Consider the following 21,751-nt stretch of genomic DNA (forward strand, 5'->3'; position numbering starts at 1 on the left):
CACCGGAGTCCTATCCGAGCAGGGGCTTCACACGTGTGCCGAAGTCGTGCACGCCCTGCTCGAAGTCGTCGAAGGTGAACATCATTCCCTGGACGCCGGGCATCTTGGCGACCTCGTCGACCTGCCGCGCGACCGACTCGTACGAGCCGACGAGGGTGGCCATGTTGAAGTTGACCGCGCCCTCGGGGAGGTTGATCGTCCGCGCGGTGCCCGACCCGTCGGCGGTCGTGTCGGCGTTGCCCTCGTCGGCCATGTAGCCGAGCGCGCCGGCGTCGGCGCCCTCGTTGTAGGAGCGCCACTTCGCGTGGGCCTCCTCGTCCGTCTCGGCCATGATCGCCATGAACAGCGGCAGCGATCGGACGTCGCGGCCGCTCTCCTTGGCGAAGGAGGCCAGGCGCTCGGTGGGCTCCCGGTAGACCTCCGGGTTGTTCACCCCGGGCGAGAGGATGAAGTTGTAGTCGCCGTACTCGGCGCAGAACCTCATCCCGCGCTCCGACTGCCCGGCACAGACGATGTCGACCTTCCCCGCGGGCTGCGGCGAGAGCACGCAGTCCTCCATCGTGAAGTACTGGCCGTCGAGGTCGCAGCGCCCGGTCTCCCACAGGTCGCGCAGGACCTTCACGTACTCGGTGGAGTAGTCGTAGCGGTAGCCGAAGTAGTCGTCCCCGGGCCACAGGCCCATCTGCTCGTACTCGCCCTTGGCCCAGCCCGAGACGATGTTGACCCCGAAGCGGCCGGGCGCGATCTGGTCGATCGTCGACGCCATGCGCGCGACGAGGGCGGGCGGGAGCGTCAGCACCGCGGTCGAGGCGTAGAGCTTGATCCGGTCGGTGACCGCCGCCAGGCCCGCCATCAGCGTGAACGACTCGAGGTTGTGGTCCCAGAACTCGGTCTTCCCGCCGAACCCGCGCAGTTTGATCATCGAGAGCGCGAACGCGAAGCCCTGGCGCTCGGCCTCCTGCACCACGTTCTTGTTGAGCTCCCAGGTCGGCATGTACTGCGGGGAGTTCTCCGAGATGAGCCAGCCGTTGTTGCCGATCGGGATGAAGACGCCGAAGTCCACGAGGGCCTCTTTCCTGCGGGGTCAGGGAATCGGGAGGGGGAGCGCGCGCAGCGCCGGGACGACCTCGCGGGCGAGGAGGCCGAGGGAGGTCCGGGCCGCCTCGACCGGCATGCCGGCCCAGTCGGTGCGGAACACGAAGTGGTCGACGCCGAGCTCGTCGCGCCACGGGAGGAGAGCGGCGGTGCAGTCCTCCGGAGACCCCACCACGAAACGATCGCGGGAGAGGTCGTCGTAACCGACCCGGAACGACTCCGTCCCGGGCATGACACGGTCCTGGCCCCAGTCGGCGTAGACCTCGTACTTCCGCGCCAGGTACGGCATGGCCTGCTCGAGGGCCTGCTCGCGCGTGGGGGCGCAGAACACCTCCCGGATCAGCGGGAGCTCGCCGACCGGGTTACGCCCGGCGGCCTCCCGCTCGGCCCGGAACAGCTCCAGCTGCCGGGCGACGGTGGCCCGGGTGGCGTGCGGATTGATCATCCACGTGTCGGCCAGACGGGCCGCCCGCCGCACCGCGCCGTCGGAGTTCGCCGCCATCCAGATCGGCGGCCTCATCGGTGGAGACGGCCGGGCCACGGGACGGAACGTCGTGCGCACGCCGTCGAGGCGCGTCCAGGGCAGGTCGGCCGACACCGCCTCGCCGCGCCAGAGCGCCTCGACGATCCGCAGGTTCTCGGTGAACCGCCGGACCTTCTGCTCGGGCGGGATCCCGAAGGCGTCGTACTCGACCTGCCGGTAGCCCAGCCCCACCCCGAGCACCGACCGGCCGCCGCACACGACGTCGAGGCCCGCGTAGGCCTCGGCGGTATCGACGGGGTTGTGCAGGGCGAGCAGGTGGATCCCGGTGCCGACGGTCATGTCGCCCGCCTCGGCCGCGAGCCGCGCGAGCCACGGCAGCGGCTGGATGTGCGCCATCGACTCGGCGAGGTGGTGCTGGCCGGCGAAGACGGAGTCCATCCCCGCGTCGCGGGCGGTACGCACGAGGCTGAGCTGCTCGTCGAGGGCGACGAGGGGATCGCGTCCCGGCGGCTGCTGGTGGGTGAGGAAGACCCCCGCCCGCACCCGTCGTTCACCCGCGGGGCCGGCGGGGTCCGCCGGGTCAGCCACGGCACGCCTCGGCGAACTCGGCGGCGGGACGGTCGTCGCCGAGCGACAGCACCGCGCCGCGCACGCGCTCGGCCGTCGCGGCGTCGGCGACCCGCCCGATCGTCCCCTCGAACTTCTCGACGATCTCGGCGTTGGTCAGCGGGCGCTGGTCGTGCCCGCGGTTGACCTGCTCGCGGTGCGCGACCACGCGGCCGTCGGCGAGCTCGATCTCGACGCGCCCGGAGTAGGCGTCGGGGAACAGGCCCTCGTGGTCGTCGACGACCTCGACCTTCCGCGCCAGCGCGAGGATCTCGGGGTCGGCGAGGGCCTCGTCCTCCAGCTCCGCGAGCGTGAACCGCCCGCGCGCGAGCGCCGCCGACACGGCGAACGGCAGGCTGAACTTGGCGTCGTACTCGTCGCGCGGCACCCACTTGTTCTCCGGGGGCTGGCAGACGACCTTGCCGGGCACGGGGTGGATCGCGCAGCGGATCGCGCGGACGTCGACGGCGGCGATGCCGTGCTCGTCGCGCAGCAGCAGCGCCGCGTCGGCGAACGCGTGGTTGAAGTGGCAGATCGGGTACGGCTTCACCGCGGTGCGCATCAGCTCCCAGCGGGTGCCGAGATCCTCCCCCACCGCCTCCGGGCGGCTCGTCCGCCCGGCGAGGTGGGTGGCGTAGAGCCCGAAGCGGCCCTCGTACACGGCGCCCGGGCCGGTCCAGCCCGCGCGGGCGAACGCCGCGGCGGTCAGCCCGCACATCGCCGCCCACCCCGGGTGCAGGCGCTTGGTCCACGACCCGTCCTCGAGGAACTCCAGCAGGCCCGCCGACATCGACCCGACGACGCCCTGCGCGGCGACGAGGCCGTGGGCGTCCAGCCCGGTCAGCCGGCCCGCCGCGACCGCGGCGCCGAACGCCCCGGCGACGGCCGTCGGGTGGAAGCCGACGTCGTGGAAGCCGCCGGCGCCGCCGAGCCCGACCCGCGCCGAGACCTCGACGCCCAGGACGTAGGCCAGCAGCAGCTCGCGCGTGCTCGACCCGGCGACCGTCGCCGCGGAGAGCGCCGCCGGGAGCGCGGCGGCGGAGACGTGGGTGACGGCGGGGATGTGGGTGTCGTCGAAGTCCATCCCGTGCACGAGCACGCCGTTGAGCACGGCGGCGTCGCGCGGGGAGAGCCGGTCGGGCATGCCGAGCACCGGGTGGTCGCCGCCGCCGAACGTCGCCAGCGCGTCGCGGGCCACGCCGGAGAAGCGGTAGGCGGTGGAGGCGTACGCCAGGCCGACCGCGTCGAGCACCAGGTGGCGGGCGCGCTCGAGGACCTCGTCCGGGACGTCGGCCGGGTCGAGCGCGGCGGCGAACTCCGCGACCCGACCGGCGAGGGCGGTCCGGGTGGGGCTCTCCAACGACACGAGCCGCTCCAGGTGGGTGCGGTGACCGGGGCCACAGCAACATACGTCAGACGTTTAGGGGACGGAAGGGGGAGCCATGAGGTGGTGGCTCGTGCGCTCCTGGAACACGCGTCCTGCCCACAGCGCCGTGGCCTCCCGGTGCGGGGCGGCCACGAGCTGGGCGGAGACCGGGCAGCCGTCGGGTGCGAGCCCGGTCGGCACGGCGAGCCCGGGGGCGCCGGTGAGGTTGCCGAGCATCGTCGAGCGCGACTGGGCGGCGTAGAGCGGGAACTCCTCGCCGTCGACGAGGACGGTGCCCTCGGGCAGCCGGGGCGCGGTGGACGGGCAGGTCGGCACCACGAGGAGGTCGACGTCGGCGAACACCGCGTCGAGCTCACGCTGCAGCTCGACGCGGAACTGCAGGGCCCGCAGGTAGTCGATCGCCGGGGTGACGATCCCCTGGCTGATCCGCCGCACCACCACCGGGTCGTAGCGGTCCCAGCGGTCGGCGTCGACGCGGTGCAGCGTCGCCGCCTCGGTGAACACGACCTGGTAGCCGATCGGCAGGGCCTCGGCCGCCGACGGCACCTCGCCCGGCACGACCTCGGCGCCGGCCGCGACGAGCACGTCGACGAGGTGCGCGACCCCGGCCCGCACGGCGGCGTCGCAGAGCTCGGTGAACGCGCCCCCGGGCACGGCGATCCGCAGGCCGGTGAGGTCGCCGCCGTCGGGGACCTCCCACGTGGGCAGCGGCCCGCTGCGCGGGTCGGCGCCGTCGGGCCCGCGCAGCACCGCGAACAGCCGCTCCGCGTCGCGGGCGCTGCGGGCGATCGGGCCGACCGTCTCGGTGGTCCACGACAGCGGGAAGACCCCGGTGCGCGGGATCGCGCCCGCGGTGGGCTTGAGCCCGGTGAGCCCGCACCACGCCGAGGGCAGGCGCACCGATCCACCGACGTCCGTGCCGAGCGCGCACGGGACGGCGCGGGCGGCGACGGCGGCCGCCGACCCGGTCGACGACCCGCCCGCCCAGCGCTCGCGGTCCCACGGGTTGCGCACGGCGCCGAAGCGCGGCGGGTGCGGGCCGCCGACGGCGAACTCGGTGGTCGCGTCCTTGCTGACCGCGATGGCCCCGGCGTCCTCGAGGCGCCGGACGACGGTCGCCGACGCCGTCGCGGGCTCGTCGCCGTGGCACCACGAGCCGGCCGTGGTCGGCACGCCGGCCACGTCGATGACGTCCTTGACCCCGAACGGCACCCCCTCCAGGGGCCGCGGGCTGCCGGACGCCCAGCGGCGCGCCGACTCCTCCGCCGCAGCGCGGGCGCGGTCGTCGAGAGAGCGGATCGTGCAGTTCAGCGCCTGGTGCGCCACCGCGAGCCGGGCGAGTGCGTCGTCGACGGCGTCGACCGGGTCGAGATTGCCCGCGGTGTACTCCTCGAGCAATCCGGTGACGTCGAGGTCGCTCACGGACGCAACCAGGCGTCACCGTGCGCCGGGTCCGCGGCCCCGTCGGCCGGCAGCGGGCGGGCCCGCAGCCTCGCGACGGCGTCCTCGGCGCCGATCACCGCGGTCCGCAGCGCGAGCACGACCTCGTCGTCGACCCGGTAGCCGAGGCGGGCCGCGAGGGCGGCCAGCTCCGCCAGCTCGGGCACGCTCACCGGATCCCCAGTCATCTGATCGAGGCCTTCCCCGCCAGCAGGGACCTCGCGACGACGGTGCCCAGCATGTCGTTCGTGCCCTCGCCGATCGACATCAGCGGAGCGTCGCGGTAGAGCCGCTCGACCTCGAACTCCGTCGAGTAGCCGTAGCCGCCGTGGATGCGCATCGCGTCGGTGGCGCACTCCAGCGCCGCGTCGGACGCGAAGATCTTCGCCATGCCCGACTCGGTGTCCATCCGCACGCCCTCGTCCATGCGCGACGCCGCCCAGTAGGTCATCAGACGGGCGGCCTGCAGGCGCACCGCGATGGCCGAGAGACGCAGCTGCACGGCCTGGAAATCGCCGATCGCCTGCCCGAACGCCTGGCGCTCGCGGGCGTAGGACAGCGACTCGTCGTAGGCGCGCTGGGCGATGCCCACCGAGCGGGCGGCGATGTTGATGCGCCCCGTCTCCAGCGACGAGAGCGCCTGCTGGAGCCCGCGACCCTCGACCCCGCCCAGCAGGCGGCTCGCCGGCACCCGCACGTCGTCGAGCACCACCTCGCAGGACTCGGTGCCCTTGTAGCCGAGCTTGCCCATGTCCTTGGTGATCTCGAGCCCGGGCGCGCCCGCGTCGACGAGCAGCATGCTCATGCCCCGGTGGGCCGGCTCGGCCCCCGGATCGGTCTTCACGAGCACCGGCAGCGGGTCGGCGTGGCGGGCGTTCGTGATCCACATCTTGGTGCCGCGGACGACGTAGTCGTCACCGTCCCGGCGCGCCGTGGTGGTGATGCTCTGCAGGTCGGTGCCCGCGCCGGGCTCGGTCAGCGCGATCGCGGTGCGCCGCTCCCCCGTCGCGAGCTCCGGCAGGTAGCGCTGCTTCTGCTCCTCGGTGCCGTGGCGGGCGATCATCCAGCAGGACACGGAGTGGCTGCCGAGGATGCCCGCGATGCCCATCCAGCCGCGCGAGATCTCCTCGAAGGTCAGCGCGAACGACACGGTGTCCGCCTCGAGCCCGCCGTAGGCCTCGGGCACGGCGAGCCCGAAGAGCCCGAGCCCGCGCATGCCCTCGACGATCTCGGTCGGGTAGCGGCCCTCGTGCTCCCAGTCGCGCGCGACCGGCACGATCTCGCGGTCCACGAACGAGCGCAGGGTGTCGCGGAAGAGCCGCTGTTCGTCGCTCAGCCGGAAGTCCATCAGCGGTCCTCCCCGAACCCGATGTCGTGGGTGCCGAAGGCGCCCGCGTCGCGCAGCGCCGCCAGGCGCTCGTCGTCGTAGCCGATCCCGCGCAGCACCGACCGGGTGTGCTCGCCCATCGCGGGCCCGCCGCGGGCGGGTCGCGTGTCGTCCCCGGGCGGGCCGACGCGCACCGGCGAGCGCAGCGACCGCACGGTGCCCCAGTGGGCGTGCGCGGTCTCGGCCACGAGCCCGCGCGCGGCGGTGTGGGGGTCGGTGAGGGCCTCGCCGACGTCGTGGATCGGTGCGCACGGGATGCCCGCCGCGCCCATCGCCGCGATCCAGACGTCCACGGCGCGCGCCGTGAACAGCTCCTCGAGCAGCGGGACGAGGACGTCCCGGTGCACGTCGCGGTCGCGGAACGTCGCGAAGCGGGGGTCCTCGGCGAGGTCGGGGCGCTCGAGCACGACCGTGAGCCGCTGCCAGAACTTCTCCTTGGCGCACCCCACGACGAGCCAGCCGTCGGCCGCCTCGAACGCCTGGAACGGCACGAGCGACGGGTGGGCCGAGTGGTGCGTGCGCGCCGGCGTGTAGCCCTCGGTGAGGTGCCACGTCGCGGGGTAGGTCAGCAGGCTCACCGCGGTGTCGTAGAGGGACAGGTCGCAGTCGGTGCCGACGCCGTCGCGGCGGGCGGCGTGGATGCCCGCGAGCAGGGCGATCGCGGCGACGAACCCGCCGCTGTAGTCCACGAGCGACAGGCCCGCCTTCTGCGGCGCGCCGCCGGGCTCCCCGGTGAGCGACATCCACCCGCCGAGCGCCTGCAGCACGTAGTCGTAGCCGGGCTCGCCGGAGCGCGGACCGGTCATGCCGAAGCCGGTCAACGAGCAGCAGACGATCCGCGGGTTGACCTCGGCCAGGTCGGCGTACCGGATGCCGAGCTTCGCCGGGACGTCGCCGCGCAGGTTGGAGTAGACGGCGTCCGCACTCCGGACGAGGTCGTGGAACACCTCCCGCCCGGCGTCGGAGCGGATGTCGAGCAGCACCGACGACTTGTTCTTGTTGAACGACTCGAAGAACAGCGAGTCGCCCTCCTGGGCGTACGGCGGGACGTAGCGACCGACGTCGCCGCCCGACGACGGGTCCTCGATCTTGATGACCTCGGCGCCGAGCTCGGCGAGGTGCATCGACCCGAACGGCCCGGCGCCGTACTGCTCGAGCGAGACGATCCGGATGTCCTCGAGCGGCTTCACCGGTGCGCCTCGTTCTCCAGCGACAGCGGCGTCGCCGCCTGCGGGAACGGCGCCGCCGCGCGCGGGGCGTCGCGCCGGTGCACGTAGAAGGCGCGCTTGAACGTCAGGACCTCGACGCCGTCCTGGTTGAGCCCGCGGGTGCGCACGCCGACGATGCCGGCGTCCGGGCGGCTGCCCGAGGCGCGCGCGGAGAGCACGAGCGACTCGGCGTAGAGCGTGTCGCCCGCGAACACCGGCGCGGTCAGGCGCAGCTCGTCGATCCCGAGGTTCGCGAACGCGTTCTGGCTGGTGTCCGACACCGACTGCCCCATCACGATCGAGATCGTCAGGGGCGACGCGACGAGCATCCGCCCGAACTCCGACTCCGCGCCGACCTGGGCGTTGAAGTGCGCCTGGTTCGTGTTCATCGTCAGCAACGTGAACCAGGTGTTGTCGGCCTCGGTGATCGTGCGCCCCAACGGGTGCTGGTAGACGTCACCCACCACGAAGTCCTCGAAGAACCGGCCCTGCCACCCCGCCACGACGGCCATGCCCGGGGACGCTAAACGTCTGACGTATCTGCCACAAGCGTCGGCGACGGTCTACGCTCCTCTCGTGCCCCCGCAGCCGCCCGCGACGGTCGCACACCTGCGCGTGCAGCGCGTGCGCCCCGCCTACCGCCAGGTCGCCGACGAGCTGCGCACCCAGATCCTCGCCGGCACCCTGCCGTCGGGCACCCGGCTGCCGAACGAGGCCGAGCTCGGGCGGGCGTTCGGGGTCAGCCGCAGCACCGCGCGCGAGGCGCTGCGGGTGCTGTCCAGCCAGCACCTCGTCGAGACCCACCGCGGCGTCCAGGGCGGCACGTTCGTCAGCGAGCCCGATCCCGCGCGCGTCGTCGAGGACGTCGGCAGCGCCCTCGGTGTGCTCGTGATGACCCCACAGCTGCACGTCAGCGACCTGCTCGAGGCCCGCCTGCTCCTGGAGCCCGCGGCCGCGCGCCTGGCCGCCCAGCGGGCCGACGCCGACACGGTCGAGGCCGTGCGCACCGCGGCCGCGGCCCGGCGCGACGACCGGGACCCCAGCGGCTTCGTCGGGCACCTCGACTTCCACACGACGCTGCTCATGGCCACCGGCAACCTGATGCTGACGCTCATGGGTCAGCCGGTGAACGACGTGCTGCGCACGCGCCTGCGCCGCTCCGGCGTCGAGCCGGGCGAGTGGGACAAGGTCGACGCCTGCCACCGCGAGATCGCCGAGCACATCGCGCAGGGGCGGGCGGGCGACGCCGAGGAGGCGATGCGCGACCACATCGTCGAGCTCCGGCGGCTCTACGAGCGCGACGGCTTCTGGACCTGAGGGGCCTCAGCTCGCCTGGCGGTACCCCGTGGACCGTCCCGGCGGCGTGGACTCGAGCCACGACGAGAAGCCGGTGAGGGCGTCGGCGTTGATCGCCAGCTCCCACACGTCGGCACCGTCGCGGCAGGTCAGCACCGTGGAGTCGGCGGGGTGCATCTCGCCGTCGATGGGCTCGCGCCGATCGGTGATCTCGATGCGGGTGCGGTCGAGGACCACGTTCGCCCCGGAGCTCAGGCCGCTGATGCGGTACCAGCGGAATTCGTTGCCCCGGTAGCGCCCGAGCCCCGAGTGCCACCCGCGGAGGTCCTCGGTGGCCCGCGCCGGGCGCAGGGCGACGTCGACACCGCCCCGGCGCAGGAGCCGGATGCGGCGCAGCACCAGCAGGGCGACGACGAGCAGCACCGCGAGCACGACGATGGCCGCCAACTCGGCGATCACCGTCACGCCCACGGGTGCTGCTCGCCGTCCCTCAGCGGTCCGGGGACTCGCCGGCGGCCCGGAGACGCGCTCGCGCCCTGGCCGCGGCGGCTGCCGCGTCGTCGAAGTCGTCCCCGCCGCCCTCGGCGCGCTGGAGCTCGTCCCGCGCCGACGCGACGTCGATCTCCTCGGCCATCTCGGCCAGCTCGGCGAGGATGGTCACCGACTCCGCGGTGACCGAGAGGAACCCGCCGAACACCGCGGCGTGGAACGACTCGCCCTCGCTGGGGTCGATCCGCACCACACCGGCCTCGTCGAGCGCGGCGATCATCGGCTGGTGCCCGGGCAGCAGACCGATGTCGCCGTCGACCGTGCGGGCGGAGACGAAGCTCGCCTCCCCCGACCACAACCGCTTCTCGACGCCGACGATGGCGACCTCCATGGTCGCCATCAGGAGGAGTACTTCTTCGCGTTGGCCTCGACGTCGTCGAGACCGCCGGACATCGCGAAGGCCTGCTCCGGGTAGTTGTCGTACTCGCCCTTGGCGATCTTGTCGAACGCCTCGACCGTGTCCTTGACGTCGACGAACGAGCCCGGCTCGCCGGTGAACTGCTCGGCGGCGTACATGTTCTGACCGAGGAAGCGCTCGATGCGCCGCGCGCGGGCGACGGTGAGGCGGTCCTCCTCGGAGAGCTCGTCGATGCCGAGGATGGCGATGATGTCCTGCAGGTCGTTGTAGCGCTGCAGGATCCGGATGACCTCACGGGCGACCCGGTAGTGGTCCTCGCCGACGTACTGCGCGTCGAGGATCGTCGAGGTCGAGGTCAGCGGGTCCACCGCCGGGAAGATGCCCTTGGCGAACACGCCACGGGAGAGCTCCGTGGTCGCGTCCAGGTGGGCGAACGTCGTGGCCGGCGCCGGGTCGGTGTAGTCGTCGGCGGGCACGTAGATCGCCTGCATCGAGGTGATCGAGCGGCCGCGGGTCGAGGTGATCCGCTCCTGCAGCTCGCCCATCTCGTCGGCCAGCGTCGGCTGGTAACCGACGGCCGAGGGCATGCGGCCGAGGAGGGTCGAGACCTCCTGGCCGGCCTGGGTGAACCGGAAGATGTTGTCGATGAACAGGAGGACGTCCTGCTCCTGCACGTCGCGAAAGTACTCGGCCATGGTCAGGGCCGAGAGGGCGACGCGCATGCGGGTGCCCGGCGGCTCGTCCATCTGACCGAAGACCAGCGCGGTGTCCTTGAGGACGTCGGCCTCGCCGAGCTCGACCCACAGGTCGTTGCCCTCACGGGTCCGCTCGCCCACGCCGGCGAACACCGAGGTGCCACCGAAGTTGCGGGCGATGCGCTGGATCATCTCCTGGATGAGCACCGTCTTGCCGACGCCCGCACCGCCGAAGAGGCCGATCTTGCCACCCTCGACGTACGGGGTGAGCAGGTCGACGACCTTGAGGCCGGTCCAGAGCACCGAGGTCTTGCCCTCGAGCTGGTCGAACGCCGGCGGGTCGCGGTGGATGCTCCAGCGCTCGGCGTCCGAGCCGTAGCCCGGCTCGTCGAGGCAGTCGCCCAGGGTGTTGAACAGGTGGCCCTTGACGACGTCGCCGACGGGCACCGTGATGGGGCGGCCGAGGTCCTGCACGTCGTGGCCACGCACGACACCGTCGGTCGGCTGCATGGAGATCGTGCGGACCTGGTTGTCGCCGAGGTGCTGGGCGACCTCGAGCGTCAGCGTCTTGGTGTTCTCGCCGAGCGTGACCTCGGTGGTCAGGGCGTTGAAGAGCTCGGGCACCTCGCCGCGCGGGAACTCCACGTCGACGACGGGGCCGAGGATGCGGGTGATGCGGCCGACGGCACCCTGCGAGCCGTTCTGCTCGGTGCCCTCGGCCGGGGCGGTGGACTGGGTCATCGTCAGCTCCCCTACTCGGCGAGGGCGTTGGCGCCGCCAACGATCTCGCTGATCTCCTGCGTGATCTGGGCCTGGCGGGCCTGGTTCGCCTCCCGGGTCAGGTTGTCGACCAGGTCGTTGGCGTTGTCCGTCGCCGCCTTCATGGCGCGCTGCCGGGCCGCCGACTCGGACGCCGCGGCGTCGAGCAGGGCCGCGAACACGCGCGCGCGGAGGTACTTGGGCATGAGCCGGTCGAAGAGCACCTCGGGCTCCGGCTCGAACTCGTACTCGGCCTGCCGCTCCTGCGAGTCCCCCGAACCGGACCCGTCGGACTCGCCGTCGGAGGACTCGTCGTCCTCCTCCAGCTCCAGCGGGGCGATCTGCGAGGAGGTGACCCGCTGGCTCGAGAGTGAGTTGAACGCGGTGTAGACCACGTGCAGCTCGTCGACCCCGTCGAGGCCCTCGGCCTCCGTCGGCGGGACGAACGAGGAGGACCGCGAGGAACCGCCCTCGCCACCCTCGCCGGAGCCCTCGCCGGAGCCCTGCTGGTCGTCCTCGGACTCGCCCTGCACCGTCTCGGCGCTCCCGGCGAGGAAGCAGGCGGTCATGGTGTCCGCGGCCCGGGTGGCGTTCGGGTAGTCGGGGACCTCGGAGAAGCCCGTCCACTGCCCGGCCATGTCCCGCTTGCGGAAGCGGAAGTAGGCGGTGCCCTTGCCGCCGATGACGAACAGCTGGGGCTCCTTGCCCGCGCTGTTCAGCTCGCGCATGAGCCGCTCGGCCTCGCGCAGCACGTTGGCGTTGTAGCCGCCGCACAGGCCGCGGTCGCTCGTGACGACCAGGACGCCGGTGCGGCCCGGCTCCTCGCGCGCCACCAGCAGCGGGTGGTCGCTGGCGCCGGCCTTCGCGGCCGTCGTGAGGACGTGGGTGAACTCGTCGGAGTACGGCCGCGCGGCGTGGACGCGGGCCTGCGCCTTCACGATGCGCGAAGCCGCGACCATCTCCATCGCCTTGGTGATCTGGGCGATGTTCTTGGTCGACCGGATGCGCCGTCGCAGGACGCGGAGGGATGCGGCCATGCCGTCTAGCTCCTCGCGCCCGAGTCGGCGTTCTCGTCCGAGCCCTCGGACCCGTCCGAGCTCTCGCTCGCGTCGGCGTCCGAGGTGCCGTCCGAGCTCTGCGACGACTCCGACGACCCCTCGGAGGAGCCCTCCGACGACTCGTCGGACGAGTCGTCGCCGGTGGCGAGCTCGCCGGTGCCGCCGTCGTCCTCGACGCCCTCACCGGCCTCCGTGGCGAACTGCTGCTTGAACTCGGAGACGGTCTTGTTCAGCCGCTCCTCGTTCTCGTCCGAGAGCTTCCCGGAGTCGCGGATCTCGGCGAGGATGCCGCCGTCGCGACGCACGTGCTCGAGGAACTCCGACTCGAAGCGGGCCACGTCCTCGACCGGCACCGAGTCGAGGTGACCACGGGTGCCGAGGAAGATGCCCACGACCTCCTCCTCGACCGGGTACGGCTCGCCCTGGCCCTGCTTGAGCAGCTCCATGAGGCGGGCACCGCGGTCGAGCTGCGCCTGCGAGGTGGCGTCGAGGTCGGAGCCGAAGGCTGCGAAGGACTCCAGCTCGCGGTACTGCGCCAGCTCCACGCGCAGACGGCCGGCGACGGACTTCATCGCCTTGATCTGGGCGTCACCACCGACGCGCGACACCGAGTTCCCGACGTTCAGCGCGGGCCGCTGGCCCTGGTTGAACAGGTCGGCCTCGAGGAAGCACTGGCCGTCGGTGATCGAGATGACGTTCGTCGGGATGTAGGCCGCGATGTCGCCGCCCTTGGTCTCGACGATCGGCAGGCCGGTCAGCGAGCCCGCGCCCAGCTCGTCGTTGAGCTTCGCGCAACGCTCGAGCAGCCGGGAGTGCAGGTAGAAGACGTCGCCCGGGTAGGCCTCGCGGCCCGGCGGGCGGCGCAGCAGCAGCGAGATCGCGCGGTAGGCCTCGGCCTGCTTTGACAGGTCGTCGAAGACGATCAGGCAGTGCTTGCCCTGGAACATCCAGTGCTGGGCGATGGCCGAGCCGGCGTACGGGGCGATGTACTTGAAGCCGGCCGGGTCGGAGGCCGGGGCGGCGACGATGGTCGTGTACTCCATCGCGCCGGCGTCCTCGAGGGCCTGGCGGACACCGGCGATCGTGGTGCCCTTCTGGCCGACGGCGACGTAGACGCAGCGGACCTGCTGCTCCGGGTCGCCGGTCTCCCAGGCCTCGCGCTGGTTGATGATCGTGTCGGTGCAGACCGCGGTCTTGCCGGTCTTGCGGTCGCCGATGATCAGCTGGCGCTGGCCGCGGCCGACCGGGGTCATGGCGTCGATCGCCTTGATGCCGGTCTGCAGGGGCTCGGTGACGCCCTGGCGCTGGACGACCGTGGCCGCCTGCAGCTCCATCTCCCGCTCGCCCTCGGACTCGATGTCGCCGAGCCCGTCCAGGGGCTGGCCGAGGGGGTTGACCACCCGGCCGAGGAAGTTGTCGCCGACCGGCACCGACAGCACGCGGCCGGTGCGGGTGACCTGCTGGCCCTCCTCGATGGTCTCGTACTCACCGAGGATGACGACGCCGATCTCGCGCTCCTCGAGGTTCTGGGCCAGGCCCAGCACGCCTCCGGGGAACTCGAGGAGCTCGTTGGTCATGGTCGAGGGAAGGCCCTCGACGTATGCGATGCCGTCGCCCGTCGAGGCGACGATGCCGACCTCCTGACGGGTCGAGTCCGCGGAGTACGAGGACACGTAGTCCTCGATCGCGCTACGGACCTCGTCGGAGGAGATGGTCAACTCGGCCATGGCTTCCGCTCTCGCTAGTCGTTAGGGGGTTCGTCGGTCGACGTCGGTCGAGCCGACGGTTCAGCCCAGTCTCCGGCCCAGCTCGTCGAGCCGTCCGGCCACGCTGCCGTCGATGACCTCGTCCCCCACCTGGATCACGAGACCGCCGACGATGCCGGGGTCGACCTCGAGGTGCAGGGTGATGTCCCGACGGTAGATGCGCGTCAGGGCCTCGGCCAGTCGCTGCTGCTGCTGGTCCGAGAGGGCGATGGGCGAGCGCACCGTGGCCACCGACCGCTCGCGGCGCTCGGCCGCGAGCTCGGCCAGGCGCTCGAGGCCCTGGGCGACGCCGCGACCCACCGGGTGGGCCACGAGCTGGGCGGCGAGCTTGCGGGTGACGGGCTCGGCCCGGTCCGCGAGCAGCTGGTCGAGGACCCGCTGCTTGCCCTCGGCGTCGGCGGCCGGGTCGGCCAGCAGACGCTCGAGGTCGGGCGACCCGCCGACGATGCGGCCGAGCCGGAACAGCTCGTCCTCGACGGCATCGAGCCGGTCGTCGCGCTCCGCCGACACGAGGAGGGCCTCACGGGCGACCGTGCGCAGACCCGTGACGAGGTCCTCGGGCCGCGACCACGACGACGACACCACGGTCTTCACGATGTCCCCGGTGGTCGAGGTGACCTGACGACCGATCAGCCGGTCGGCGAGGCCCTCGCGGTCCTCGGCGGTGCGCGACGCGTCGGCGAGCGTGCGCCGCAGCTCGCCCTCCCGGCCGAGCAGGTCGGCCACGGAGTCGAGCTGCTCGGCGACGGTGTCGAGGTCGCCCGCGGACGCCTGCGCCGTGGCCTCCGAGAGGCGACGGCGCGTGGCCTCGAGCGCGTCACGGCTCGCGGCGTGGAAGTCGGCGAGGACGCCGGCGGTGGAGGCACTCATGCCTGGCCCCCGTTCCCGCGGGCGCCGTTGCCGGCCCCGCCTGCTGGTCCACCCGCTGGTCCACCTGCGGAGCCGCCCATGGCCTCGAGCTCGGCGAGGAAGCGGTCGACACTCTCCGCGCGGCTCCGGTCGTCGGACAGCGAGGACTCGACGATGCGCCGGGCCAGCTCCACCGACCGGTGCCCGGTCTCGGCGCGCAGGTCCGAGATCGTGCGCGAGCGCGACGCGTCCAGGGACTGCTGACCCTGGGCCTTGATGCGCTCGGCCTCGTCGGCCGCCTTCGCGTCCATGTCCTGACCGATGCGCTCGGCATCGGCCCGTGCGTCGTCACGGATGCGCGCGGTCTCGTCGTCGACACCGGCGAGCCGCTCACGGCTGCGTGCGAGCTCTGCCTTGGCGTCGGCCTCCATGGCCTCGGCCCGGGCCATGCCGCCCTCGATCTGCTTCTTCGTGTCCTCGTGCGAGGTCACGACGTTCGGCCACGCGTACTTGTAGAGGACGTAGACGAGCAGCGCGAACGCCACGAGCCCGACGATGATCTCCGCGACGTGCGGCAACGTGGCGTAGGGATGCCCCGCCGGCTGTGATGCCAGCACCTCGGTCACGCTCATCGGTTCACCTCCCGTCCCTGCGGTGTCGACCGGTCAGGGGGATCAGATGGCGAACGCGAGGACCAGACCGATGATGGCGAGCGCCTCGGAGAGGGCGAAGCCGATGAACGCGATGGTCTGCAGCTGGCCGCGGGCCTCGGGCTGGCGTGCCACGCCGTTGATGAACGCGGCGAAGACGATGCCGACGCCGATACCGGGGCCGATGGCGGAGAGGCCGTAGCCGACCATGTTGAGGCTGCCCTGAACCATGAGGGGTTCCTTTCCGGTGTTCGTTCTGGGATTCGGGGAGGGACGGCGCCGGTGGGTTCGGCGACCCGGTGGATCAGTGCCGACTCAGTGCTCGTCGGCCAGCGACGCACCGATGTACGACGCCGTGAGGATGGTGAAGATGTAGGCCTGCACCACCTGGATGAAGGCCTCGAAGAATGTCATGACGATCGCGAAGAGGAACGCGAAGGGCGAGAGGACGTTGAGGACGAGGTCGTCCGCGACGGTGAGCATGTACTCGCCGCCGAAGATGAAGACCAGCAGAAGGAGGTGGCCGGCGAGCATGTTGCCGAACAACCGCAGCGAGAGCGTCACCGGACGCAGGATGAAGTTCGAGATGAACTCGATGGGCGTCAGGATGATGCGGACCGCCCAGGGCACACCGGGCGGCCAGGTCTGCAGCTTGATGTAGCCGACGAAGCCCTGCTTGCGCAGACCGACGTAGTTAAAGATCACCCACGTCACAGCGGCGAGCGCGTACGCCATTCCCGGATGGGAGAACGTCGGGAACTGGATGAACGGGAAGATGCCGAAGACGTTGTTCACCAGGAGGAAGGCGAACAGCGCCACGAGGTAGGGCACGTACTTGCGGAACTCGGGCCCGATGTTGTCGCGGGCGATCTGGTCGCGGACGAGGCCCTGGAACTTCTCGGCCAGGAACTGCATGCGGCCCGGGACGATGGCCGGCGCCTTCGTCGCGATCGCGAAGAACCCGTAGACGATCAGCGCACCCAGGATCAGCTGGAGCGCGGGTTTGTCGAACCACTCGAGGACGGGGACGCCCTCGAAGATCGGGGGGATGTTGAAGTCCTCGACCCCGGGGGCCTTGAAGCCCTCGGCAGGCATCGGAGGCGGGACCGGTGGCGCCGGTACCTGCGTCAACGACGAGATCACCCGTGCTGCTCCTTCCGGTCCTCCGGGCCGGCGGGTTCACCGGGTCGAGGGAGGGGCTCAGGGGGGATGTAAAGGTAACGGATGTAGATCAAGCTGAAGGACGCGGCCCCACCGAGCAGGAGCCCGACCAGCAGGAACCAGCGCGTCGAGAGCAGGGTGTCGATTCCCCATCCGGCCAGTCCGAACACCAGGATGCCGGTGATCAGATGGGAGAGGACCGTCCAGGCCTCCGACGGTGACTGGTCCGCAGACCCCTTCGGAGGGGTGCGTCCCGCGTCACCGCGGAGGCTGTCCTGCGCCATCGGGCGCACCATATCAGCAGGTTCGTCCCCGTCCACTACGGGCCGTCGGAGGCCACACCGCCGAGTAGGGGACGACCGTCCGGGCGACGGTCACACCGCGATCGTGGGCGTCTTCAGCCGCGCGAAGGCGATCACCTCGCCGACGATGAACGCCAGCGCCGTCGGGCCGAGCGCGAGCGCGGCGATGCGCGTGTCGACGACGCCGAGGGCCTGGAGCACGAGGAAGACGACCAGCAGCAGGCCGAGCTTGCCCATCATCGAGACGAGCGCGGCGGCCATGACGACCATCGGGTCGGCGGCGGCGGTCCAGCGCATCACCAGCGGGCCGAGCGAGCAGACCGCGATGACGACGACGGCGCCGACGATCGCCGCGACCACGCCGGTGGTGCCCGCGAGCAGCCCGGCCACCACGGCGGCGAGCACCGCGACGGCGATCGCCGGCCACAGGCCGCCGAACAGCATCGCCCGGCTGGCCTCGAGGACCTGGGCGGTGTTCGCGGGCGTCGCGGAAGGGTTGAGCGGGTTGGCGGGGTTGGCCGTGGTGCCGTCCGGCGTGCCGGACGCCGGGGTCACGGGAGGTGTGGGTTCCGGCTCGGGGCTGGTCATCGGGTCTGTCATCGGTTCCTCGGGGGAGGTCTCGGGGAGTCAGGCGCGGGGGCGCAGGCGGGGGACCGCGGAGGCCAGCACGGCGACGAGCACGCCGACGGTGACGATCCAGACCACCACGAACGCGTTGTCGATCAGTGCCAGGGCGACGGCCCCGAACGAGAGCACCCCGGCCCACAGGTAGATCAGGAGCACGGCCCGGCGCTGGGAGTGGCCGATCTCCAGCAGGCGGTGGTGCAGGTGCATCTTGTCCGGCGCGAACGGGCTGGTGCCCGCCCGGGTGCGCCGCACGACGGCCATGAGCAGGTCGAGCAGGGGCACGAAGACCACGGCCGCGACGACGATCAGCGGCGTGACCAGCGCGAGCGCGCCGGTGGCGCCGGTGGTCGTGTAGTTGGTGCGGCCCGACGCGGTGGTGGTGGCCGCGGCGAGCGTCAGCCCGATGAACATCGAGCCCGAGTCGCCCATGAACAGCCGCGCGGGCTGGAAGTTGTGCGGCAGGAAGCCGGCGCAGGCCCCGGCGAGCACCGCGGCGATGAGGGCCGGTGGGTAGGCGTTGACGTCGCCGTTCTGCTGGCCGAGCAACCCGAGCGCGAACGCGCAGGTGGCGGTGGCCGCGATCGTGCCGATGCCCGCGGCCAGGCCGTCGAGGCCGTCGACGAAGTTCATCGCGTTGACCAGCAGCACGCACAGGAACACGGTGATGAGCACGCCCTGGTCCTGCCCGAGCAGCAGCACCGAGCCGGTGCTCCCGCCGGTGCCGCCCCAGGGCAGGTACACCGCCGTCCACTGCACGCCCATGAGCACGAGGACGCCCGCGGCGGTGGCCTGACCGGCGAGCTTGGTCAGCGCGTCCAGGCCGTAGCGGTCGTCGAGGGCCCCGACGGTGACGATGAGCCCGCCGGCGACGAGCACCGCGACCGTCTCGTTCGAGTAGTCGAAGGCGCGCCGCAGCACCGGCAGCTGACTGGCCACGAACACCCCGGCCACCACGCCGAGGTAGATCGCGATGCCGCCGAGGCGCGGGATGGGCACCGTGTGCACGTCACGCCCGCGGGGCACCGCGATCGCGCCGGCCCGGATGGCGAGGCGACGGACCAGCCCCGTGAGCAGGTAGGTGACGACCGCCGCGCAGAGCCCGACCAGGAGGTACTCCCGGATCGGGAGCCCCATCGGGGCGAAATCCGCTGACGGGCCCACGGAGCCCGAGGGTAGACCCGCTCTCGTCTAGCGGGGGTACGCGGGGAAGCGCGACACGAGGGCCGTCACCTCGTCGCGCACGTCGGCGAGGGCCTTCTTGCCCACCTCGCTGGTCTCGTCGGCCGTCACGGCGGACGCGATCAGCCGCGCGACGTCGCCCATCTCGGACTCCGTCATGCCCTGCGTGGTGATCGACGGCGACCCGACGCGGATGCCCGAGGCCGTCATCGGCGGCTGCGGGTCGTACGGGATCGCGTTCTTGTTCAGCGTGATGCCGGCGAGCCCGCTGCGGACCTCGGCCTCCTTGCCCGTGACCCCGAGCGGCTGCAGGTCGAGCAGCGCGAGGTGGGTGTCGGTGCCGCCGGAGATCGCGCGCATGCCCTGGGACTCGAGGCCCGAGGTCAGGGCCTGGGCGTTGGCGATGACCTGGCGGGCGTAGCGCTGGTAGTCCGGCGTCGCCGCCTCGGCCAGGGCGACGGCCTTGCCGGCCACCGCGTGCATGAGCGGCCCGCCCTGCAGGAACGGGAAGACGGCCTTGTCCAGCGCCTTCGCGTGCTCCGCCTTCGAGACGAGCATGCCGCCGCGCGGGCCGCGCAGGACCTTGTGCGTCGTGAAGGTGACGACGTCGGCGTACGGCACCGGGCTGGGGATGGCCTGGCCGGCGACGAGGCCGATGAAGTGGGCGGCGTCGACCCAGAGCTTCGCGCCGACCTCGTCGGCGATCTCGCGGAACTTCGCGAAGTCGATGAGGCGCGGGTAGGCGGTGGCGCCGGCGACGATCATCTTCGGACGGTGCTCGAGGGCGAGGTCGCGCACCTGGTCGTAGTCGATGCGCCCGTCGTCCTCGCGGACGGTGTAGGGCACGGGCTCGAACCACTTGCCCGAGAAGCTGACCTTCGCGCCGTGGGTGAGGTGCCCGCCGTGCGGCAGGGACATCGCCAGCACCTTGTCACCGGGCTGGCAGAACGCGGCGTACACCGCGAGGTTGGCGTTGGCGCCGGAGTGCGGCTGGAGGTTGGCGTGCTCGGCGCCGAAGAGCGTCTTGGCGCGCTCGATGCCGATCTCCTCGGCGCGGTCGACGACCTCGCAGCCGCCGTAGTAGCGGCGGCCGGGGTAGCCCTCGGCGTACTTGTTCGACAGCGTCGAGCCCAGCGCCGCGAGCACGGCCGGGCTGGTGAGGTTCTCGCTGGCGATGAGCTGCAGTCCGCCGCGCAGCCGGGTGAGCTCGTCGTCGACGACCTGGGCGATCTCGGGGTCGACGGCCCGCAGGGCGTCGTAGTCCGGTCCCCAGAAGTGCTGCGAGTCGGCTGCCATGACGCCTCACGTTACCGGCCATTCACGCCGACGCGCCCCGCCCCTGGAACCTGGGTCACATCCCCACGTGCGCGGAGTTCGTGGCCATGGGCACGAACTCCGCTCACAAGGAGACGGGGGTGCCGATGACCTCGGAGACCTGGTCCGCCGTGACGGCGCCCTCGCGGCGCAGGCGCAGGACGTCGCCGGTGAGGTCGACGATCGTCGAGGCGACGCCCGTCGCGCACACCCCGCCGTCGAGGTAGACCTCGACGCTCTCCCCCAGCTGCTCGCGGGCGTCGGTCACCGTGGTCGCCGGCTCGCGACCGGACACGTTCGCGCTGCTCACGGCCATGGGGCCGACCTCGCGCAGCAGCTCGAGGGCCACCGGGTGCAGGGGCATCCGCAGCATGACGGTGCCGCGGGTACGCCCGAGGTCCCACGCCAGACTCGGGGCGTGCGGCAGGACGATCGAGAGCCCGCCGGGCCAGAAGGCCTCGACGAGGTCGCGGGCGACGCGCGGCACGGCGCCGACCAGCCCGTCGATCGTCGACCAGCTGCCCACCAGCACCGGGACGGGCATGTCCGGTCCGCGCTGCTTGGCGGCCAGCAGGTCTGCCACCGCGCGCGCGGAGAAGGCGTCCGCCCCGATCCCGTAGAGGGTGTCGGTGGGGACGACGACCAGCCGACCCGCCCGCACCGCCGCGGCCGCCGCAGCCAGGCCGGTGGGTCGGGTCGCGGGGTCCTCGCAGTCGTACGTCGTGCTCACGGCGCGCCAGCCTAGGACCCGTGAATCCGGCGCAGCGCCGTGGCCACGCGGGGACGCCCGGTGAGGTCGTCGTGGGTGGTGACGTCGGCGAACCCGGCCGCGGCGAGCACCTCGCGCACGGCGGCGGGGTGGGAGTCGTCGTGCTCGAGCGCCACCGCTCCCCCGGACCGCAGCAACCGGTGGGCCAGCGCGGCGACGGGCCGGATCACGTCCAGGCCGTCGGGGCCGGCGAACACCGCGCCGGGCGGGTCGGCGTGCACCTCGGGCGGCACGGCCAGCCCCTCGGGCACGTAGGGCGGGTTGCAGGTCACGAGGTCGACGGTGCCGTCCAGCGCCGCGAGCACCCCGGGCCGCGTCACGTCGGCGTCGTGCAGCGTGACCCCCGAGCCGGCGAGGTTGCTCCCCGCCCAGGTCAAGGCCTCGGGCGCGGTCTCGACGGCGTGCACCACGGCATCCGGGCGGGCGCGGGCCAGCGCGAGGGCGAGGGCGCCGGTGCCCGTGCAGAGGTCGACGACCACCGGGCGGTCGGCATCGAGCACCGCGAGCGCCCGCTCCAGCAGCACCTCGGTCTCGGGGCGGGGCACGAACACGCCGGGGCCCACGGCCACCTCGACCGGACCGAGCACCGCGGTGCCGAGCACGTGCTGCAGGGGCTCCCGGGCGGCCCGGCGCGCGACCAGCGCGTCGAGCACCGCGCGCTGCGCCTCGTCCGGCGGGTCCGCGAGCAGCAGGCGACCCCGCGGGACGCCCAGGACGTGGGCGACGAGCAGCTCGGCGTCCACGCGCGGGGAGGCGACGCCGGCCTCGGCGAGCCGGACGGCCGCCCGGGCGACGGTGTCCACGGGGCTCAC

Annotated in this window: 23 protein-coding genes and 1 pseudogene; 1 reads left to right on the plus strand and 23 read right to left on the minus strand. The window is 72.5% G+C overall.

Annotated elements, in window-relative coordinates:
• Nucleotides 1-10: 10 nt before the first annotated feature.
• Genes rutA through OG774_RS11890 form a run of 8 tightly spaced genes read right to left on the minus strand, consistent with a single transcriptional unit; the run spans nt 11 to nt 8,119 of the window.
• Entirely contained in the window at nt 11-1,063 is a 1,053-nt protein-coding gene (gene rutA / locus OG774_RS11855; protein ID WP_328309633.1) for a pyrimidine utilization protein A, read from the minus strand.
• Nucleotides 1,064-1,084: 21 nt separating this feature from the next.
• The gene (locus OG774_RS11860) at nt 1,085-2,167 is read right to left on the minus strand and encodes an LLM class flavin-dependent oxidoreductase (RefSeq protein WP_328309634.1); all 1,083 of its coding nucleotides are present in this window, start codon (nt 2,165-2,167) and stop codon (nt 1,085-1,087) included.
• Nucleotides 2,160-3,551 (minus strand): MmgE/PrpD family protein, encoded by a 1,392-nt coding sequence (locus OG774_RS11865; RefSeq protein ID WP_328309636.1) that lies wholly within the window; start codon nt 3,549-3,551, stop codon nt 2,160-2,162. Before OG774_RS11865 ends, OG774_RS11860 begins: the two co-directional genes overlap by 8 nt.
• Nucleotides 3,552-3,605: 54 nt before the next feature.
• Complete coding sequence (locus OG774_RS11870; protein WP_328309638.1) at nt 3,606-4,994, minus strand: amidase; 1,389 nt, start codon at nt 4,992-4,994, stop codon at nt 3,606-3,608.
• The gene (locus OG774_RS11875; protein ID WP_328309640.1) at nt 4,991-5,185 is read right to left on the minus strand and encodes a hypothetical protein; all 195 of its coding nucleotides are present in this window, start codon (nt 5,183-5,185) and stop codon (nt 4,991-4,993) included. Before OG774_RS11875 ends, OG774_RS11870 begins: the two co-directional genes overlap by 4 nt.
• An 11-nt stretch (nt 5,186-5,196) precedes the next feature.
• The gene (locus OG774_RS11880) at nt 5,197-6,360 is read right to left on the minus strand and encodes an acyl-CoA dehydrogenase family protein (RefSeq protein WP_328309642.1); all 1,164 of its coding nucleotides are present in this window, start codon (nt 6,358-6,360) and stop codon (nt 5,197-5,199) included.
• Nucleotides 6,360-7,589: a CaiB/BaiF CoA transferase family protein gene (locus OG774_RS11885; RefSeq protein WP_328309644.1), complete on the minus strand. Its 1,230-nt coding sequence runs from the start codon at nt 7,587-7,589 to the stop codon at nt 6,360-6,362. Before OG774_RS11885 ends, OG774_RS11880 begins: the two co-directional genes overlap by 1 nt.
• Nucleotides 7,586-8,119 carry a MaoC family dehydratase gene (locus OG774_RS11890; RefSeq protein ID WP_328309646.1) on the minus strand — a complete coding sequence of 178 codons (534 nt, stop codon included), beginning with the start codon at nt 8,117-8,119 and terminating at the stop codon, nt 7,586-7,588. Before OG774_RS11890 ends, OG774_RS11885 begins: the two co-directional genes overlap by 4 nt.
• Before the next feature lie 64 nt (nt 8,120-8,183).
• Here OG774_RS11890 and OG774_RS11895 point away from each other — a divergent pair, with 64 nt between their 5' ends.
• The gene (locus OG774_RS11895; RefSeq protein WP_328309649.1) at nt 8,184-8,924 is read left to right on the plus strand and encodes a FadR/GntR family transcriptional regulator; all 741 of its coding nucleotides are present in this window, start codon (nt 8,184-8,186) and stop codon (nt 8,922-8,924) included.
• A 6-nt stretch (nt 8,925-8,930) separates the two neighbouring features.
• Here OG774_RS11895 and OG774_RS11900 read toward each other — a convergent pair whose 3' ends face one another.
• From OG774_RS11900 to prmC, 15 genes and pseudogenes are all read right to left on the minus strand, one after another.
• Entirely contained in the window at nt 8,931-9,374 is a 444-nt protein-coding gene (locus tag OG774_RS11900) for a DUF2550 domain-containing protein (protein WP_328309651.1), read from the minus strand.
• A 19-nt stretch (nt 9,375-9,393) separates the two neighbouring features.
• Nucleotides 9,394-9,792, minus strand: a complete 399-nt coding sequence (locus OG774_RS11905; RefSeq protein WP_274193187.1) for a F0F1 ATP synthase subunit epsilon — start codon at nt 9,790-9,792, stop codon at nt 9,394-9,396.
• Nucleotides 9,792-11,246 (minus strand): F0F1 ATP synthase subunit beta, encoded by a 1,455-nt coding sequence (atpD, locus tag OG774_RS11910; protein ID WP_328309654.1) that lies wholly within the window; start codon nt 11,244-11,246, stop codon nt 9,792-9,794. The genes OG774_RS11905 and atpD overlap by 1 nt, the downstream gene beginning before the upstream one ends.
• An 11-nt stretch (nt 11,247-11,257) precedes the next feature.
• Nucleotides 11,258-12,301 (minus strand): F0F1 ATP synthase subunit gamma, encoded by a 1,044-nt coding sequence (locus OG774_RS11915; protein ID WP_328309656.1) that lies wholly within the window; start codon nt 12,299-12,301, stop codon nt 11,258-11,260.
• A 199-nt stretch (nt 12,302-12,500) separates the two neighbouring features.
• Nucleotides 12,501-14,049 (minus strand): annotated as a pseudogene (atpA, locus tag OG774_RS11920) (F0F1 ATP synthase subunit alpha); the annotation flags it as partial.
• 60 nt (nt 14,050-14,109) lie between these two features.
• A complete protein-coding gene (locus OG774_RS11925) occupies nt 14,110-14,958 on the minus strand; it encodes a F0F1 ATP synthase subunit delta (protein ID WP_328309658.1) in 849 nt (282 codons plus the stop codon).
• Nucleotides 14,955-15,569 (minus strand): F0F1 ATP synthase subunit B, encoded by a 615-nt coding sequence (gene atpF, locus OG774_RS11930; protein WP_328309660.1) that lies wholly within the window; start codon nt 15,567-15,569, stop codon nt 14,955-14,957. Before atpF ends, OG774_RS11925 begins: the two co-directional genes overlap by 4 nt.
• A gap of 42 nt (nt 15,570-15,611) precedes the next feature.
• Nucleotides 15,612-15,818 (minus strand): ATP synthase F0 subunit C, encoded by a 207-nt coding sequence (atpE, locus tag OG774_RS11935; RefSeq protein ID WP_328309662.1) that lies wholly within the window; start codon nt 15,816-15,818, stop codon nt 15,612-15,614.
• Nucleotides 15,819-15,902: 84 nt separating this feature from the next.
• Nucleotides 15,903-16,682: a F0F1 ATP synthase subunit A gene (atpB, locus tag OG774_RS11940; protein WP_328309664.1), complete on the minus strand. Its 780-nt coding sequence runs from the start codon at nt 16,680-16,682 to the stop codon at nt 15,903-15,905.
• A gap of 44 nt (nt 16,683-16,726) precedes the next feature.
• Entirely contained in the window at nt 16,727-17,032 is a 306-nt protein-coding gene (locus OG774_RS11945; RefSeq protein ID WP_274193181.1) for an AtpZ/AtpI family protein, read from the minus strand.
• Nucleotides 17,033-17,122: 90 nt separating this feature from the next.
• The gene (locus tag OG774_RS11950; protein WP_328309666.1) at nt 17,123-17,638 is read right to left on the minus strand and encodes a hypothetical protein; all 516 of its coding nucleotides are present in this window, start codon (nt 17,636-17,638) and stop codon (nt 17,123-17,125) included.
• A 39-nt stretch (nt 17,639-17,677) separates the two neighbouring features.
• Nucleotides 17,678-18,811 carry a glycosyltransferase family 4 protein gene (locus OG774_RS11955; RefSeq protein WP_328310924.1) on the minus strand — a complete coding sequence of 378 codons (1,134 nt, stop codon included), beginning with the start codon at nt 18,809-18,811 and terminating at the stop codon, nt 17,678-17,680.
• Nucleotides 18,812-18,865: 54 nt separating this feature from the next.
• A complete protein-coding gene (gene glyA / locus OG774_RS11960) occupies nt 18,866-20,152 on the minus strand; it encodes a serine hydroxymethyltransferase (protein WP_328309668.1) in 1,287 nt (428 codons plus the stop codon).
• Nucleotides 20,153-20,255: 103 nt separating this feature from the next.
• Nucleotides 20,256-20,900 (minus strand): L-threonylcarbamoyladenylate synthase, encoded by a 645-nt coding sequence (locus OG774_RS11965; protein WP_328309670.1) that lies wholly within the window; start codon nt 20,898-20,900, stop codon nt 20,256-20,258.
• An 11-nt stretch (nt 20,901-20,911) separates the two neighbouring features.
• Entirely contained in the window at nt 20,912-21,751 is an 840-nt protein-coding gene (gene prmC, locus OG774_RS11970; protein WP_328309672.1) for a peptide chain release factor N(5)-glutamine methyltransferase, read from the minus strand.

This window comes from Actinomycetospora sp. NBC_00405 (assembly GCF_036044095.1).
In the GTDB taxonomy this organism is placed as follows: domain Bacteria; phylum Actinomycetota; class Actinomycetes; order Mycobacteriales; family Pseudonocardiaceae; genus Actinomycetospora; species Actinomycetospora callitridis.